The 15,095-nt window shown below is 70.9% G+C and carries 17 protein-coding genes; 13 read left to right on the top strand and 4 right to left on the bottom strand.

Annotated features, from left to right (window positions below):
• Positions 1-84 precede the first annotated feature (84 nt).
• The 5 genes from KFLA_RS03920 (at position 85) to KFLA_RS03900 (ending at position 4,951) form a co-directional block, all read left to right on the top strand.
• A complete protein-coding gene (locus KFLA_RS03920; protein WP_012918461.1) occupies positions 85-786 on the top strand; it encodes a GAF and ANTAR domain-containing protein in 702 nt (233 codons plus the stop codon).
• Positions 787-877: 91 nt separating this feature from the next.
• Entirely contained in the window at positions 878-2,020 is a 1,143-nt protein-coding gene (locus tag KFLA_RS03915; RefSeq protein ID WP_012918460.1) for an ROK family transcriptional regulator, read from the top strand.
• Between the two features lie 306 nt (positions 2,021-2,326).
• Positions 2,327-3,298, top strand: coding sequence for a D-alanine--D-alanine ligase family protein (locus tag KFLA_RS03910; protein WP_012918459.1), 972 nt, complete (start codon positions 2,327-2,329; stop codon positions 3,296-3,298).
• Between the two features lie 77 nt (positions 3,299-3,375).
• Entirely contained in the window at positions 3,376-3,813 is a 438-nt protein-coding gene (locus KFLA_RS03905; protein ID WP_012918458.1) for a MerR family transcriptional regulator, read from the top strand.
• Positions 3,814-3,901: 88 nt separating this feature from the next.
• Positions 3,902-4,951: an aldo/keto reductase gene (locus KFLA_RS03900; protein WP_012918457.1), complete on the top strand. Its 1,050-nt coding sequence runs from the start codon at positions 3,902-3,904 to the stop codon at positions 4,949-4,951.
• 69 nt (positions 4,952-5,020) lie between these two features.
• Here the strand turns inward: KFLA_RS03900 and KFLA_RS03895 are convergent, their stop codons facing one another.
• Positions 5,021-5,605, bottom strand: coding sequence for a TetR/AcrR family transcriptional regulator (locus tag KFLA_RS03895; RefSeq protein ID WP_012918456.1), 585 nt, complete (start codon positions 5,603-5,605; stop codon positions 5,021-5,023).
• Between the two features lie 138 nt (positions 5,606-5,743).
• On the opposite strand from KFLA_RS03895, the gene KFLA_RS03890 reads away from it, so the two are divergent.
• A complete protein-coding gene (locus KFLA_RS03890; protein WP_012918455.1) occupies positions 5,744-6,763 on the top strand; it encodes an aldo/keto reductase in 1,020 nt (339 codons plus the stop codon).
• Positions 6,764-6,817: 54 nt separating this feature from the next.
• Here KFLA_RS03890 and KFLA_RS03885 read toward each other — a convergent pair whose 3' ends face one another.
• Entirely contained in the window at positions 6,818-7,270 is a 453-nt protein-coding gene (locus tag KFLA_RS03885) for a MarR family winged helix-turn-helix transcriptional regulator (RefSeq protein ID WP_012918454.1), read from the bottom strand.
• A gap of 153 nt (positions 7,271-7,423) precedes the next feature.
• Here KFLA_RS03885 and KFLA_RS03880 point away from each other — a divergent pair, with 153 nt between their 5' ends.
• From KFLA_RS03880 to arfA, 7 genes are all read left to right on the top strand, one after another.
• On the top strand, positions 7,424-7,627 hold the full coding sequence (locus KFLA_RS03880; RefSeq protein WP_012918453.1) for a hypothetical protein: 204 nt from the start codon (positions 7,424-7,426) through the stop codon (positions 7,625-7,627).
• Positions 7,628-7,679: 52 nt separating this feature from the next.
• Positions 7,680-7,871, top strand: a complete 192-nt coding sequence (locus KFLA_RS03875) for a hypothetical protein (protein ID WP_012918452.1) — start codon at positions 7,680-7,682, stop codon at positions 7,869-7,871.
• A gap of 118 nt (positions 7,872-7,989) precedes the next feature.
• Positions 7,990-8,985 carry a LacI family DNA-binding transcriptional regulator gene (locus KFLA_RS03870; protein WP_237706719.1) on the top strand — a complete coding sequence of 332 codons (996 nt, stop codon included), beginning with the start codon at positions 7,990-7,992 and terminating at the stop codon, positions 8,983-8,985.
• A 158-nt stretch (positions 8,986-9,143) separates the two neighbouring features.
• Positions 9,144-10,475, top strand: a complete 1,332-nt coding sequence (locus KFLA_RS03865) for an extracellular solute-binding protein (protein WP_012918450.1) — start codon at positions 9,144-9,146, stop codon at positions 10,473-10,475.
• A gap of 14 nt (positions 10,476-10,489) precedes the next feature.
• The gene (locus KFLA_RS03860) at positions 10,490-11,434 is read left to right on the top strand and encodes a carbohydrate ABC transporter permease (RefSeq protein ID WP_012918449.1); all 945 of its coding nucleotides are present in this window, start codon (positions 10,490-10,492) and stop codon (positions 11,432-11,434) included.
• Positions 11,434-12,303 (top strand): carbohydrate ABC transporter permease, encoded by an 870-nt coding sequence (locus KFLA_RS03855; RefSeq protein ID WP_012918448.1) that lies wholly within the window; start codon positions 11,434-11,436, stop codon positions 12,301-12,303. The genes KFLA_RS03860 and KFLA_RS03855 overlap by 1 nt, the downstream gene beginning before the upstream one ends.
• Before the next feature lie 33 nt (positions 12,304-12,336).
• Positions 12,337-13,836 carry an arabinosylfuranosidase ArfA gene (arfA, locus tag KFLA_RS03850; protein WP_012918447.1) on the top strand — a complete coding sequence of 500 codons (1,500 nt, stop codon included), beginning with the start codon at positions 12,337-12,339 and terminating at the stop codon, positions 13,834-13,836.
• On the opposite strand, the gene KFLA_RS03845 is transcribed toward arfA, so the two are convergent.
• A complete protein-coding gene (locus tag KFLA_RS03845; protein ID WP_012918446.1) occupies positions 13,823-14,296 on the bottom strand; it encodes a GNAT family N-acetyltransferase in 474 nt (157 codons plus the stop codon). The genes arfA and KFLA_RS03845 overlap by 14 nt on opposite strands.
• A gap of 50 nt (positions 14,297-14,346) precedes the next feature.
• A complete protein-coding gene (locus tag KFLA_RS03840; protein WP_012918445.1) occupies positions 14,347-15,066 on the bottom strand; it encodes a siderophore-interacting protein in 720 nt (239 codons plus the stop codon).
• Positions 15,067-15,095: the final 29 nt, after the last annotated feature.

Raw genomic sequence — 15,095 nt, 5'->3', positions numbered from 1 at the left:
CCGTCGCCGGACCCTGCATGATGTCCGGTGAGGAACACTCCAGCCACGGGGTGCCCCCGGCGATGACCCATGTCTGGAGCCCTGATGGCCGAGTTCGACCTTGCCACCCCGGTGTCGGCTGACGCCTTCGCCCGGCTGGCGGTCGAACTGCACGAGGCGCCGGGCGTGGAGGAGACCGTCGAGGCCGTCGCCCAGTTCGCCCTGCAGGCTCTGAACTGCAGCTACGCCGGCGTGGCACTGCACCGGCGCGGTTCCCGGCCGGAGGTCGTGGCGGTCACCGACCCGGTCGTCGCGGACGTGTTCGAGCTGCAGATCGATCACGGCAACGGCCCGCTGGTCACCGCGATGCAGGAGCGGTCGACCGTGCTGATCCACGACACCACCACCGACACCCGGTGGCCGGAATGGGCCGCGAAGGTCTCCGGCCTCGGCGTACGCAGCGTGCTCGACGTACCCCTGACCCTGCGCGACGGCCGCAACACCGTCGGCGTGCTCGGCCTCTACAGCCTCGCACCGGACGCCTTCACCGTCGACGACGAAGCCATCGCCCACATCCTGGCCCGGCACGCCTCCGTCGCGGTCGCCACCGCCCGCCACGAAGAAACCATGGCCCAGGCCGTCGACGCCCGCAAACTCGTCGGCCAGGCGATGGGCATCCTGATGGAACGCTTCGACGTCGACGGCGACCGCGCCTTCGCCATCCTCAAGCGCTACTCCCAAGACACCAATACCAAGCTCCGCGACGTCGCCCAGCACCTCATCGACACCCGCAAACTCCCGCACTGATCGGCCAGCAGGCCGCCGGTGCGCCGGTCCGGTGGCGAGGATTGCGTATTCTGCGGTGCAGGCGTGACGTCGGCGGAAGCGGGAGACCCAGGTGACAGGTGGCTGGCAGCCGCTGACCGGGCCGTCGCACCGGGTCGCGCTGGACATCCTGCTGGACGGACCGCTGTCGCGCGCGGCGCTGGCCCGACGGGTCGGCCTGTCCCCCGGCAGCCTGACCCGGATCACCAAGCCGATGCTCGAGTCCGGCCTGCTGGTCGAGGTCTCGGGCGGTCCGTCCGATCCGCGGGTCGGACGGCCGTCGCAGCCGCTCGACATCGTCGCCGACTCCCACCACTTCGTCGGGATCAAGCTGACCGGCGACCACGCGGTCGGCGTACTGACCACTCTGCGGGCCGCGGTGATCGCGGCGGCCGACCGCCCGTTGCCGGACCACTCGCCGGACACCGTGGCCGCGACCGTCGCCGCGCTGACCGAGGACTTGACCGCCCAGGGGCCAGGCACCGGGATCAGCGGGCTCGGCATCTCGCTCGGCGGCCACGTGCTGAACAAGAACGAGGTCCGATCCGCCGCGTACCTCGGCTGGGAGTACGTGCCGCTCGGCGACCTGATGAGCCGGCACACCGACGTACCGGTCGTGGTCGCGAACGACCTCACCGCGCTGACCGAGGCGGCGCACTGGTTCGGCGCCGGCCGGGGCGTGGAGCGGTTCTGCCTGCTCACCATCGGCGCCGGCATCGGGTACGGCATGGTCGCGCACGGCCGGATCGTCGACAGCCCCGAGTCCAGCCTCGGTCTGATCGGGCACCATCCGCTGCTACCGGGTGGCCCGCGCTGCGACCGCGGGCACCGAGGGTGCGCGAGCGCCCTGCTCACCACCGACGCGATGGTCAGCCAGGTGGGCGCCGCGCTCGGCCGGCAGGTCGGCTACGAGCAGTGCCTCGACCTTGCGGAGCGCGGGGACCGCGCGGTCCGCAAGATCGTCGACACGGCCGGTCATGCGCTCGGCCGGCTCGTCGCCGCCGCCGCGAACTTCACCCTGCCGGACCGGATCGTGCTCGGCGGCGAAGGCGTCCGGCTGGTCGAGGTCGCCCACGACGCGCTGCTGGCCGGCTTCCACGCCGACCGTCACCCCGACGCGTCCGACCCGCCGATCGTGCTGCTCGACCCCGACTTCAGCGAGTGGGCCCGGGGCGCCGCGGTGATCGCGATCCAGACCTTCGTGCTCGGCAGCTGACCGCGACACTCGACCACGGCGGTGAAGGTCGGACGAACGGAGGTTGACGCGGGGTCCGCCGGGCGAGCGGGTGGTCCTTTGGGATGGCCGGACCCGAGACCGCGTGCTACCTGGGTCGTACGCCGGCGGCCGGCAACATCACTCCGCGAACCGATGTGGCGAGTGGTTGCCGGAAACAACAATAACCGGCATGAACCTGGTGCAGAGTCCGGTCCGCGGCTGTCTCGGACTGACCGAGGCGCTCGGCGCGGCAGAGGTCCGCGGCCTCGGCTCGCGAGTGCCGCGTCGCCATCCGGACGCAGTCCGGTGAAGGTCGCGGTGATCAGCGGCGGCGCGAGTCCCGAGCACGACGTCTCGCTGGCCAGCGGTCAGGGCATCGCCCGCGCCGCCGCCGAGCTCGGCCACACCGTGCTGTGCCTGGTGATCGAGCCGGACGGCACGTGGCGGGACGGTCAGCACGAGGCGATCGAGCTGCTCCAGTTCTGCGACGTCGTGGTGCCGGCCCTGCACGGCCAAGGCGGCGAGGACGGCGTCATCCAGGGATTCCTCCAGCAGCTCGGCGTCCCGTACGTCGGCAGCGGCGTGGCGGCGAGCGCGGTCGGCCTCGACAAGCACCTGACCAAAGCGGTCCTGCGCGCCCACGGCCTGCCGGTGGCCCCCGGCATCACGCTGCGCGGCGCCGACCTCGCCGACCCGGAATCCGTGCTGCAGCGGTTGAAGGAAGCAAGCATCGACCTGCCGGTCTTCGTGAAGCCGGGCAACGGTGGATCCAGCTTCGGCGTCACCCGGGTGACGGACTCGGCCGAGCTCGGCCGGGCCGTCGCGGACGCGGCCGGGCTGGACAGCCAGGTCCTGGTCGAGCAGGAGATACGCGGCCGGGAGATCGACCTGGCCGTGATGGAGTTCCCCGACGGCCGGATCGAGGCCGGTCCCGCGCTCGAGATCCACAGCGACCCGGCCCGGCCGTTCTTCGACACCACCGCCAAGTACGCCGGCGCGGGCACCCGGTTCGTCGTACCGGCACCGCTGGATCCCGCGCTTGCGGCGTCGCTGCGGCGGACGGCGGTCGAGGTGTTCCAGACGCTCGGCTGCGCCGGCCTGGCCCGGGTGGACTTCTTCGTCCCGGCCGACGGGCAGCCGGTGGTCAACGAGGTCAACACCTTCCCCGGCTTCACCCCCGCCTCGCAGTTCCCGCGGATGTGGGCAGCGGCCGGGATGTCCTATCCCGAGCTCGTGCACAACCTCCTGGAGACCGCCCGCGCCCGTACCGCGCGGTGATGCCGGGGTCTTCTGCCGAGCAACAGTCGCCCGCACATCACGGGTCCGGTCGCACGGTCGGGGGTTACTGTGACGGGATGAACGACGGGCTGAGCATCGGGCAGGTGGCGGAGCGGACCGGGATGAGCGTGCACGCGCTGCGCTTCTACGAGCGCGAGGGCATCCTGCCCGAGCCGGTCCGGCGCGAGTCGAACGGGCGACGGATCTACAGCGAGGACGACGTCGACTGGCTGGAGATGTGCATCCGGTTCCGCTCGTCCGGGATGCCGCTCGACACCATCCGCCGCTACACCGAGCTGGTCCGCCAGGGCCCCGGCAACGAGGCCGACCGGCTCGCGCTGCTGCAGAGCCACCAGGAACATGTCCGGCACCAGCTGGACGCGCTCAACGCCTGCCTGGCGGTGATCACCCACAAGGTCGAGATCTACCAGCGGCACCTCGACCAGGGCACCGCCGAGTGCCTCTGGACCGTTCCCACCCCGGCCGACGAGTCCCCGCTCGCCGCCGGCCAGTGACCGGCGGCCGCAGCGCCGCCCGGGGGTTGACCTAGAGCCTGCTCTAGCTCCTAGGTTCGGGGCACCTACGAACCTGAGGAGCTCGTCCATGCGTTACCGCACTCTCGGCGCGACCGGTATCGAGGTCAGCGTGCACTGCCTCGGCACGATGATGTTCGGTGCCGTCGGCAACCCCGACCACGCCGACAGCATCCGGATCATTCACGCCGCGCTCGACAGCGGCGTCAACTTCGTCGACACCGCCGACATGTACTCCGCCGGCGAGTCGGAGGAGATCGTCGGCAAGGCGCTGCAGGGCCGGCGCGACGACGTCGTGCTGGCCACCAAGGTGCACTTCCCGATGGGCGAGGGCCGCAACCGCGGCGGCAACTCGCGCCGCTGGATCACGATGGAGGTGGACAACAGCCTGCGCCGGCTCGGCACCGACTGGATCGACCTCTACCAGGTGCACCGGCCGGACCACTGCACCGACATCGAGGAGACGCTGTCGGTGCTGACCGACCTGGTCGGCCAGGGCAAGATCCGCGCGTTCGGCTGCTCGACGTTCCCGGCCGAGGACATCGTCGAGGCGTACCACGTCGCCGAGCGCCGCGGCTACGGCAAGTTCCGCACCGAGCAGCCGCCGTACTCGCTGGTCGCGCGCGGGATCGAGCGGTCCCTGCTGCCGACCGCCCAGCGGCTGAACATGGGCGTGCTGACCTGGAGCCCGCTGGCGTCCGGCTTCCTGTCCGGCAAGATCCGCAAGGACCAGCCGGTCGACCTGACCACCGGCCGGGCGGCGCTCACCCCGTTCCGCTTCGACCCGTCGATCCCGGGCAACGCGGCCAAGTTCGACGCGCTGGAGCAGCTGACCGAGCTGGCCGAGAGCATCGGCCGGACGTTGCCGGAGCTCGCGCTGGCCTTCGTCGTGGCGCACCCGGCCGTCACCTCGGTGATCACCGGCCCGCGGACGATGGAGCACCTGGAGGGCACGCTCAAGGGCCTCGACCTCGTGCTCGACGACGAGATCCTGGACCGGATCGACGAGATCGTGCCGCCCGGCACCGACCTGTACCCGCCCGACGGCGCCTGGCGGCCCGTCTCGCTCACCGACCCGGCCAGGCGTCGCCGTCCGCTCGAGGACCGCGCGGCCGGCTGATTTCCCCGCTGTGGCTCGCGCGGCCCGCACGTCCTCGGCCGTGCGGGCCGCGCGAGGCAGGCCGGAGCATCACTGCTCGCGACGCAGCCCCGCGACGAGTACGCCGACCAGGCGGCGCGCGTCGTAGCGGGAGTCGTTGCCCGCTCCGATGCAGAGATTCCCGACGCCACGCAGCAGCTCGTACGCCGCCAGGTCGGTCCTGATCTCGTCCGCCGCGGCGTCGAGCAGCTCGGTGCAGACCGGAACCAAGCGGTCGAGGAAGTAGGTGTGCAGGGTCTGGAAGGCGGCGGCGTCGGACCGCAACGCCTCGGCCAGGCCGTGCTTGGTGACCAGGAAGTCGACGAACAGGTCGATCCAGGCCGCCAGCGCGGCGTACGGCGTGGGGCTGCTCGCCAGCAGCGTCGGACCGGCCTCGGCGCAGGCCTCGACCTGGTGCCGGTAGACCGCGACGATCAGGTCGGCCCGGGTCGGGAAGTGCCGGTAGATCGTGCCGACGCCGACGCCCGCCTGCGCGGCGATGTCCCGCACCGGCACGTCGACGCCCGACCGGACGAACGCGGCGGCGGCCGCCTCGAGCAGGGTCTGCTCGTTGCGCCGGGCGTCGGCCCGCTTCCGCGGCGCCGGCGCACCTGATCCCGCGTCGGGCTGCACCACTGCACCCCACTCCTTCCAGGTCACGGTTGGCAAACGGAACAACGTTCCGTATGGTTGTTAGCGGAACAACGCTCCGCTTCTGTTCAGGATGCCAGATCAGCGCGAGCCAGCCCGCGACACCCCCTGGAGGAAACACTCATGCAGTACCGCACTTTGGGCCGGACCGGCGTACAGGTCAGCACGCTGGCGCTCGGCGCGATGAACTTCGGCAGCATCGGCCGCACCACCCCGGACGAGGTGACCGCGATCGTGGACGCCGCCCTGGCAAGCGGAATCAACCTCATCGACACCGCCGACATGTACGGCCGGGGCGAGTCGGAGGAGCTGCTCGGCAAGGCCATCGCCGGGCGTCGCGACGACCTCGTGCTCGCCACCAAGGCCGGCATGCCGATGAGCGACCAGCGCGACCACCAGGGCAGCTCCCGCCGCTGGCTGGTCACCGCGCTGGAGAACAGCCTGCGCCGGCTGGGCGTCGACCACGTCGATCTCTACCAGATCCACCGCTGGGACCCGGCCACCAGCGACGAGGAGACGCTGTCGGCGCTGACCGATCTGCAGCGCGCCGGAAAAATCCGCTACTTCGGCTCGTCGACGTTCCCGGCGTACCGGATCGTGCAGGCCGAGTGGGCCGCCCGGGAGAACCGCCTCGGCCGGTACGTCACCGAGCAGCCCAGCTACTCGATCCTGCAGCGCGGCATCGAGGCGCACGTGCTGCCCGTGACCGAGCAGTACGGGCTCGGGGTGCTGGCGTGGAGCCCGCTCGCCTCCGGCTGGCTGTCGGGCGCGATCCGCGCGGGCCGCGAGATCGCCACCAGCCGCTCGACCTTCATGCCGCAACGCTTCGACCTCAGCCTGCCCATCAACCAGGCCAGGCTCGAGGCCGTGGAGCAGTTGGCCGCGGTGGCCGACGAAGCGGGCCTGACGATGATCCAGCTGGCGCTCGGGTTCGTGACCGCGCACCCCGGCGTGACCAGCGCGATCATCGGGCCGCGCACCCTCGACCACCTGCACTCCCAGCTCGCCGCCGCGGACACCGTGCTGTCCGCCGACGTGCTCGACGCCATCGACGGGATCGTCGCTCCGGGCGTCGACCTGGCCGCCGGCGAGAAGTTCGACACCCCACCCGCCCTGCTCGACCCGGCGCTGCGGCGTCGCTGACGGCACCGGCGACCGCGGGTCGTCGGCGGCGACCGCGGGTCGTCGGCGGCGAGCTCAGGCTCGCGCCGGCCGGGCTCCCGCGCGACCGAGCCCTGCGTGCACCTTGCCCGCCAGGCGGTGCAACTGGGCCCGCTCGGCCACGGTCAGCGGGGCAAGGGTCGACTGCTCGACCTTGCGCACGACGCCTCGCGCGGTGGTGAACGTTCGCCGGCCGAGCGGGGTGAGCGTGATCCGGTAGCGACGGCGGTCCTGCGGGTCACGCTCGCGGGAGACGAAGCCGGCGGCCAGCAGTTCGTCCATCAACCGGACCATGTCGCTGGGATCCAGCCCGAGTCCACCGGCCAGCTCACGCTGCGCGGCCGGGCCCTGGTCCGCCAGCTCGGCCAGGGCGGCGAACTGCCACAGCGTCACCCCGGGCCGCACCGCGAGACGCTGCGCGATCTCGCGCCGCCCGGCCACACCGACCTTGTGCAGCACGAACGTGGTCATCCCCAGCAGCGCGTCCATACCGGCAGTCTAGGTTCGATCCAATCGTTGGTTCACACCCACTGATCTGCCGCGGACACTTGATGCCTACTGAACAGTTTTCGACGGAGGACTTTTACCGCGGTGGCATCGGGGGCACCGGACAGGTGCAGACCCTGAGGAGATGTGAGATCGATGGCACTGCCGCAATCCATCCGGAACGCCGGTGAGCCCTGGACCGACCAGGACCTGGCTGAACTGGAGGAACTGGCCGCTGAGAACATCCCGCCCTGTGTGATCGGCATGCGCCTGGGACGCCCGGAAAAGGCCGTGGTGCACCAGGCGACGCAGTCGGGGATCAGGCTGACACCGCGCTACCGGCCGCCGTACGGTTCCTGACGGCCGGCGGCACGCCGAACTGGATCGCCACCCAACGAGCCGGAGGACAGCGATGAGTTTCGACAGACCAGGCCTGCCGCAGCCCGGGGACCCGGGCGACGAGGTGGAGAACGAGGAGACCCTTGAGGACGAGGGCCTCGAGGTGACCGACGGCCGCCTCGACGGCGCCGACCGCCCGGGCGGACCGTCGCCCGGCCCGCAGCCCAACCCGCCACGCCGCCCCGGCGAGCAACCACCGGTCTGAGCACTTCGGCCTGACCGCTGCCCCGGCCGGAGGACGGCCCGTCCGCCGAGCCGGGGCAGTGGACTACCGTGTTCGGACAGCTATCGCCGAGCCGGAGGGGGTCACCGTGGCCGTGACCATGCGTGACGTCGCGCGGCACGCCGGCGTGTCCCCGAAGACGGTTTCGAACGTGATGAACGGCTACCCGTTCATCCGCGAGGACACCCGCCGCCGGGTGCTCGACGCGATCGAGGCCCTCGGCTACCAGATGAACATCTCGGCCCGGAACCTGAAGTCCGGCCGCACCGGCATCATCGGCCTGGCCGTGCCGGAGCTGAGCCTGCCGTACTTCGCAGAGCTGGCCGACGCGGTGATCACCGCCGCCGAGCAGCACGGACTGACCGTGATGATCGAGCAGACCGGCGCTGTGCGCGATCGCGAACTGGCAGCTCTGGCCCGTCCCCGCGGCCATCTGGTCGACGGCCTGCTCTTCAGCCCGCTGGCTCTCGGCCCGGACGACGCGGAGCACCTGCGCACATCCACCCCGACGGTGCTGCTCGGCGAGCGCATCTTCCACGGCCCGGTCGACCACGTGATGATCGACAACGTCACCGGCACCCGCGCCGCCACCGAGCACCTGCTCGACCTGGGCCGCCGGCGGATCGCCGTGCTCGGCACGCACCCCGGCGAGAAGGTCGGCACCGCCGCCATCCGGTACGACGCGTACGCCGCCGCGCTGACCGACGCCGGTATCGAGCCGCTGAGCGCGCTCGCGATCCCGGCCGAACCGTGGCACCGCTCGACCGGCGCGGAGGCGATGCAGTCCCTGCTCGCGACGGGCGTGGAGTTCGACGCCGTGCTCGCTCTCAACGACACGCTGGCCCTCGGCGCCCTCCGGGTGCTGGCCGAGCGCGGCATCCGGGTCCCGGACGACGTGGCGGTGGCCGGCTTCGACGACATCGACGAGGCGCGCTACAGCATGCCCAGCTTGACCACGGTCGACCCCGGCCGGGCTCAGATCGCCGCCACCGCGGTGGACATCCTGGTCGGCCGGATGAACGGCGACGACGCCGACCACCGCGAGATCGTCGCGGAGTACGCGCTGCACGTGCGCGAGTCCACCACCGGCCGCTGACCGGCACCGGCGGCCGCACCCTCTTGACGGGTCCGAACGCCCCGGGCATCATCTCTACACCGATGTAGAAACCGCACCGGCGGTCCCGACCCAGGAGCCGGTGAGGTGATCCAGCCTGCTCAGGATCCGTGCTCCACCGCCGCCAGGAGGACACGCAGATGACCGCTCCCCCGCCCGCGCCGACCCCCCGGCCGGCCACTGTCCCGCCGTCCCGCTTGTCCCGGAGAACGCTGCTCACCGGCGCGCTCGGCCTGGCCGGTGCCACCGCCCTGACCGGCTGCGGCTCGGTGGGCCGCAACGACGCCCGGGTCCGGGAGTGGAACCTGTTCGGCGGCGGCGACGGTGCCCGGCTGCTGCAGATCCACGAACAGTTTGTTGCCGAGCGCAAAGACATCGCCTTCGAGGCGTACACGCTGGACTGGGGGCCGCCGTTCTACACCAAGCTGGCGATGTCCGCCGCCGGCGGCCGCGCGCCCGAGGTGGCCACCCTGCACCTGTCCCGCCTGAAGGGCTTCAGCCCTGCCACCATGCTCGATCCGATCCCGGTCGACCTGCTGGCGAAGGCCGGCATCACCGAGCGGGACTTCCTGCCGGAAACCTGGAGCCGCTGCCAGGTCGACGGCCGGCTGTACGCCGTACCGCTGGACCAGCATCCCTTCGTGCTCTACTACAACACCGAGATCTGCCAGCAGGCCGGACTGCTCGGGCCCGACGGCCGGATCAAGCCGGTCAAGGGCGTCGACGCGTTCCTGGAGATGCTGCGCGCGGTCAAGGACGTGACCGGCAAGTTCGCCGCGTCGGTGGAGACCACGAACCCGTGGCGGATCTGGTGGACGCTCTACGGCCAGCTCGAGGGCGAGTTCTTCGACGAGAGCGGCCGGGAGCTGGTGCTCGACGACGCCAAGGCGCTGGAAGCCCTGCAGCTGATGGCGAAACTGTCCGCCGAGGGACTCACGCCGAAGTCCGCCAACTATCCGGCGCTGGTCGCGCAGTTCAGCAACGGCGACGCCGGGCTCAGCTTCAACGGCGAGTGGGAGGTGACGACGTACCAGGCCGCGAAGATGCCGTTCAGCATGGCGCCGTTCCCGGTCGTGTACGACGTCCCGAAGTTCGCCGGTGACGCGCACACGTTCGTGATGCCGCACCAGGCGGCCCGCAACGACGCCGACACCGCGGCGACGGTCGAGTACATCGCCTGGATGCTCAAGCACAGCGCGGCCTGGGCCGCCGGCGGCCACATCCCGGCGTACCAGCCGGTGGTGGCGAGTCCTGAGTACCTGAAGCTGAAGCCGCAGGCCGAGTACCGCTCGGTCGCACCGGACGTGCTGCTCGACCCGGACGCGTGGTTCAGCGGCTCGGGCGCGCAACTGCAGAACGAAGCGGGGGCCGCCTTCTCGGGGGTGTTCTCGGGCCGGACGACGCCTCGGCAGGCGCTGGACCAGTTCAAGGCCGCCACCCGGAAGCTGCTCGACACCCCGTCCCCGGTCTGACAGGAGCTGACCCGATGGCCGTGCAGACACCACCCCGTACCGGCACCACCCAGCCACCCGCGTCCGGGCCACCCCCGCGCCCGGGACCGCCCTGGACCGAGAAGTGGGGCGGCCTGCTGTTCGTCGCGCCGTTCGGTCTGCTGTTCGCGCTGTTCCTGCTCTGGCCGACGGTCTTCGGGTTGTGGAACAGCTTCTTCAACACCAGCCTGGCCGGCGTCCAGCAGGAGTTCCTCGGCCTGCGGAACTGGCGCGAGCTGTTCGGCGACCCGGCGGTCTGGGACTCGCTGAAGAACACCTTCGTCTTCACCGCGATGAGCACCCCGCCGCTGGTCGTCGTCGCGCTGGTGATGGCCCTGCTGGCCAACCGGCGTGGCGTCTTCGGCTGGTTCCTGCGGTTCGCGTACTTCGCGCCGTTCGTGCTGCCGGCGACCGTCGTCACGCTGATCTGGGTGTGGATCTACCAGCCCGGCTTCGGCCTGGTGAACGGGCTGCTGACGGCCGGTGGCTTCGCCGAGATCGACTGGCTGAACGCCGAGAACCGGGCGATGCTGGCGGTGGTGATCACGACGGTCTGGTGGACCGTCGGGTTCAACTTCCTGCTGTACCTGGCCGCGCTGCAGGGCATTCCGCAGCAGGTCTACGAGGCGGCTGCGATCGACGGCGCCAACGGGCGGCAGAAGCTGTTCCGGATCACGCTGCCGCTGCTGAGCCGGACCACCGGCCTGATCGTCGTGCTGCAGCTGGTCGCGTCGCTGAAGGTCTTCGACCAGATCTACCTGATGACCAACGGCGGCCCGAACTACGCCACCCGGCCGATCATCCAGTACATCTACGAGAGCGGCTTCACCAGCTACCGGATCGGGTACGCCTCGGCGATCTCGTACCTGTTCTTCGCGATCATCGTGATCGTCTCGGTCGCGCAGTTCAAGCTGTTCGGCGGCCGGAAGGAGGCGAACTGATGGCCACCGTCGCCGTCCCCGTCCGCAAGACCGGTGGACCGGTCGAGCCGCGGTTCACCTTCCCGAAGGTGGCGATCGCGGTCGGCGCCGTGCTGCTCGCGCTGCTCTGGCTGGCTCCGCTGCTGTGGGCGCTGGACACCTCGCTCAAGCCGGAGCCGGAGACGACCCGGACACCGATCACCTGGTTGCCTGAAGCACCTACTGCCGACGCGTACCGGAGCGTGCTGGAGCAGGGTTCGCTGCTGCGCTGGTTCCTGAACAGCACGATCGTGGCGGTGCTGGTGACCACGATGACGCTGCTGGTCTCGGTGCTGGCGGCGTACGGGTTCTCGCGCACCACCTTTCCCGGCCGCAAGCTGCTCTTCGGGCTGGTGATCGCCGGGATCCTGGTGCCGCCGCAGGTTCTGATCGTGCCGCTGTTCCAGGAGATGACCTCACTCGGGCTGGTCGACACCTACTGGGGCGTGGTGCTGCCGCAGGTGGTCGAACCGGTGATGGTCTTCGTGCTGAAGAAGTTCTTCGACGGGATCTCCCGCGACTACGAGGACGCCGCCCGGGTGGACGGGGCGAGCCGGTGGCGGATCGTCTGGAGCGTGATGGTGCCGATGTCGCGGCCGATCCTGGTCGCGGTCGCGATCTTCACCTTCATCGGGGCCTGGAACAACTTCCTCTGGCCGTTCATCGTGACCACCGACCCGTCGATGATGACGATCCCGGTCGGACTCGCCAACGTGCAGGGCTCGTACGGCCTGCGCTACGCCCAGATCATGGCCTCGGCCGTGCTCGGCGGACTTCCGCTGCTGATCATCTACGCGCTGTTCCAGCGGCAGGTGGTCCGTGGTGTCGGCGACGCCGGCATCAAGGGCTGACCCCTCACCGGACAACGACAGGAGCCACCGCTCGTGACCTCTGCCTCACTGATTCTCGATCCCGCCTTCACCGTCGCACCGGTCCGCCGGCGCACCTTCGGCACCTTCGTGGAGCACATGGGCCGCTGCGTCTACACCGGGATCCACGAACCCGGGCACCCGACCGCCGACGAGGACGGCTTCCGCAAGGACGTGCTGGAGCTGACCCGGGAGCTCGGCGTCTCGCTGGTCCGCTACCCGGGCGGCAACTTCGTCTCCGGCTACCGCTGGGAGGACGGCGTCGGCCCGCGGGAGGACCGGCCGCGCCGGCTGGAACTGGCCTGGCACAGCATCGAGACCAACCAGTTCGGCCTGGACGAGTTCATGCGCTGGTGCGCGAAGGCCGAGGTGGAGCCGATGATGGCGATCAACCTCGGCACCCGGGGCGTCCAGGAGGCGCTCGACCTGCAGGAGTACACCAACCACCCGGGCGGGACGGCGCTGTCGGACCTGCGGGGGCAGCACGGCGCGGCCTCGCCGTACGGGATCAAGGTGTGGTGCCTGGGCAACGAGATGGACGGGCCCTGGCAGATCGGGCACAAGACGGCGTCGGAGTACGGACGGCTGGCGGCCGAGACCGCCCGGGCGATGCGAATGGTCGAGCCGGGGCTGGAACTGGTCGCGTGCGGGTCGTCCAGCTCGGCGATGCCGACGTTCGGGAGCTGGGAGCGCGAGGTGCTGCGGGAGTGCTACGACCTGGTCGACCACATCTCCTGCCACGCCTACTACGGCGACGACAAGGGTGACCCGGCGTCGTTCCTGGCCTCGGCCGTCGACATGGACCGCTTCATCGACTCGGTCGTCGCGAGTGCGGACCACGTCGGCGCGGAGCTGAAGAGCAGCAAGCGGATCGACATCTCCTTCGACGAGTGGAACGTCTGGTACGGCGACCGGTCCCGCCGCACCGACGGCCCGGCCGACGCGTGGGAGGTGGCGCCACGGCGGATCGAGGACGAGTACAACCTCACCGACGCGGTGGTCGTCGGCAACCTGCTGATCTCGCTGCTGCGGCACAGCGACCGGGTCGCCGTCGCCTGCCTGGCCCAGCTCGCGAACGTGATCGCGCCGATCAGAACCGAGCCCGACGGCCCCGCCTGGCGGCAGCCGACGTTCCACCCGTTCGCGATCACCTCCCGGCTCGCGGCCGGTCAGGTGCTGCGGGTCGAGACCACCTCGCCGCTGGTCGCCACCGACAAGTTCGGCGAGGTCCCGGCGGTCGACGCCGTCGCGACGTACGACGAGGGCAAGCTCGCCGTGTTCGGTGTCAACCGCTCCCTCAACACCCCGATCGAGCTCACCGTCGACCTCACCCGCACCGGCGTCACCGGCGTCCAGGAGGCGCTGACGATGTCCGGCGAGGACCGGCTCGCGGTGAACTCCGCCACCCACCCCGACCGGGTCGTCCCGCACCCCAACGACACGGTGAAGCTGCGGGACGGCAAGCTCACGCTCACCCTGCCCGCGATCTCCTGGACGGCGCTCAGCCTGTCCTGAACCGGAGGACGCGCAGCCTGCGGAAGTGCGTGAGCCACACTCCCGGCGCCACCTCGGTCCGGCCCGTCTCCTGGTAGCCGCGGCCGAGGTAGAGCGTGGCGGCGGGAGTGTTGGCCGTGCCCGTGGAGACCAGGCTGGTCGCGCGCGGTTCGAGGTCGTCGAGGGCGTCGAGCAGGGCGCGGCCGTGGCCTTGACGCGCGTACGCCGGGTCGACGACGAGGCGGCTGATCTCCACCGTCTCGTCGTCGGGCAGCTCGTACGCGACGGCTCCGACGAGCTCGTCGCCGGCGAAGCAGCCCAGCCAGTGCTCGGTGGACGCCGTCAGCGCGGCCAGGTCCTCCTGCAGCGGCGGGATGCCGTCGAAGCCGATCAGCTCCGCCTCCACGGCGTACGCGCGGTGCTGGATCTCGAGCAACCGCTCGGCGAGGGCGGGATCTGCGGGCCGGATGCGAAGGATCACCCGCCCACGCTAACGCCGTACCGGCCCACTCGCCGCCGATTGTGCGCCGGTCAGGAAGGACGCCAGTAGCCGAGCGCCTTCACCCGGTCCTTGGGCATCCGCAGCTCCTTCAGCGCGTACGCCGACAGCGTGCGGGTGATCACGGTGTCGCACGCGATCCACACGAAGGCCGTGGCGGGGTCACCGACCAGGTCGGACAGGCCGGCCTTGACGTCCCCGACCAGGTCCCCGGTGTCGCGGTGGACCGGCCGCAGTTCGTGCCGGACGGGGTCCAGGCGCAGCGGGAGCTCGAGGTCGGAGTCGTGGCCGATCTCGAACCAGATCGTCGCGGGCAGGTCCGGGACGGCGCCGAGCAGCGAGTTGATGGCCGGCAGCGACGCGGGGTCGCCGATCACCACCATCCGCCCGGGCAACGGGTCGGGGACCTCGAAGTCGGTGCCCTGCAGGGTCGCGTCGATGGTGTCGCCCGGCTGGGCCTTCAGCGACCAGTCCGCCGCGCAGCCGTCGTGCAGCGCGAACTCCAGGCTGAAGGTGCCGGCCTCGACGTCCGGGTCGACCAGCGTGTACGCCCGCTGGTGCGGCTTGCCCGCGTTGTCGAACCACAGCCGCACCCACATCGTCGGGTGCGCGCCGGCCGCCGCGAGCAGGCCGCCGTCGGTGAAGTGCACCCGCTGGTAGCGCTCCGTCACGCGCTCGGACCCGGTCACGGTGAAAACGAAGTCCTTGCCGCGCAACAGCTTGAGGACCACTCCCTCCCAGCCATGCCTCACGACGGTCTCCTTCGGTGAGAATGAGTTTT

The organism is Kribbella flavida DSM 17836 (genome assembly GCF_000024345.1).
GTDB classification, from domain to species: Bacteria; Actinomycetota; Actinomycetes; order Propionibacteriales; family Kribbellaceae; genus Kribbella; species Kribbella flavida.
This window is presented reverse-complemented; position numbering and strand designations above follow the sequence as displayed.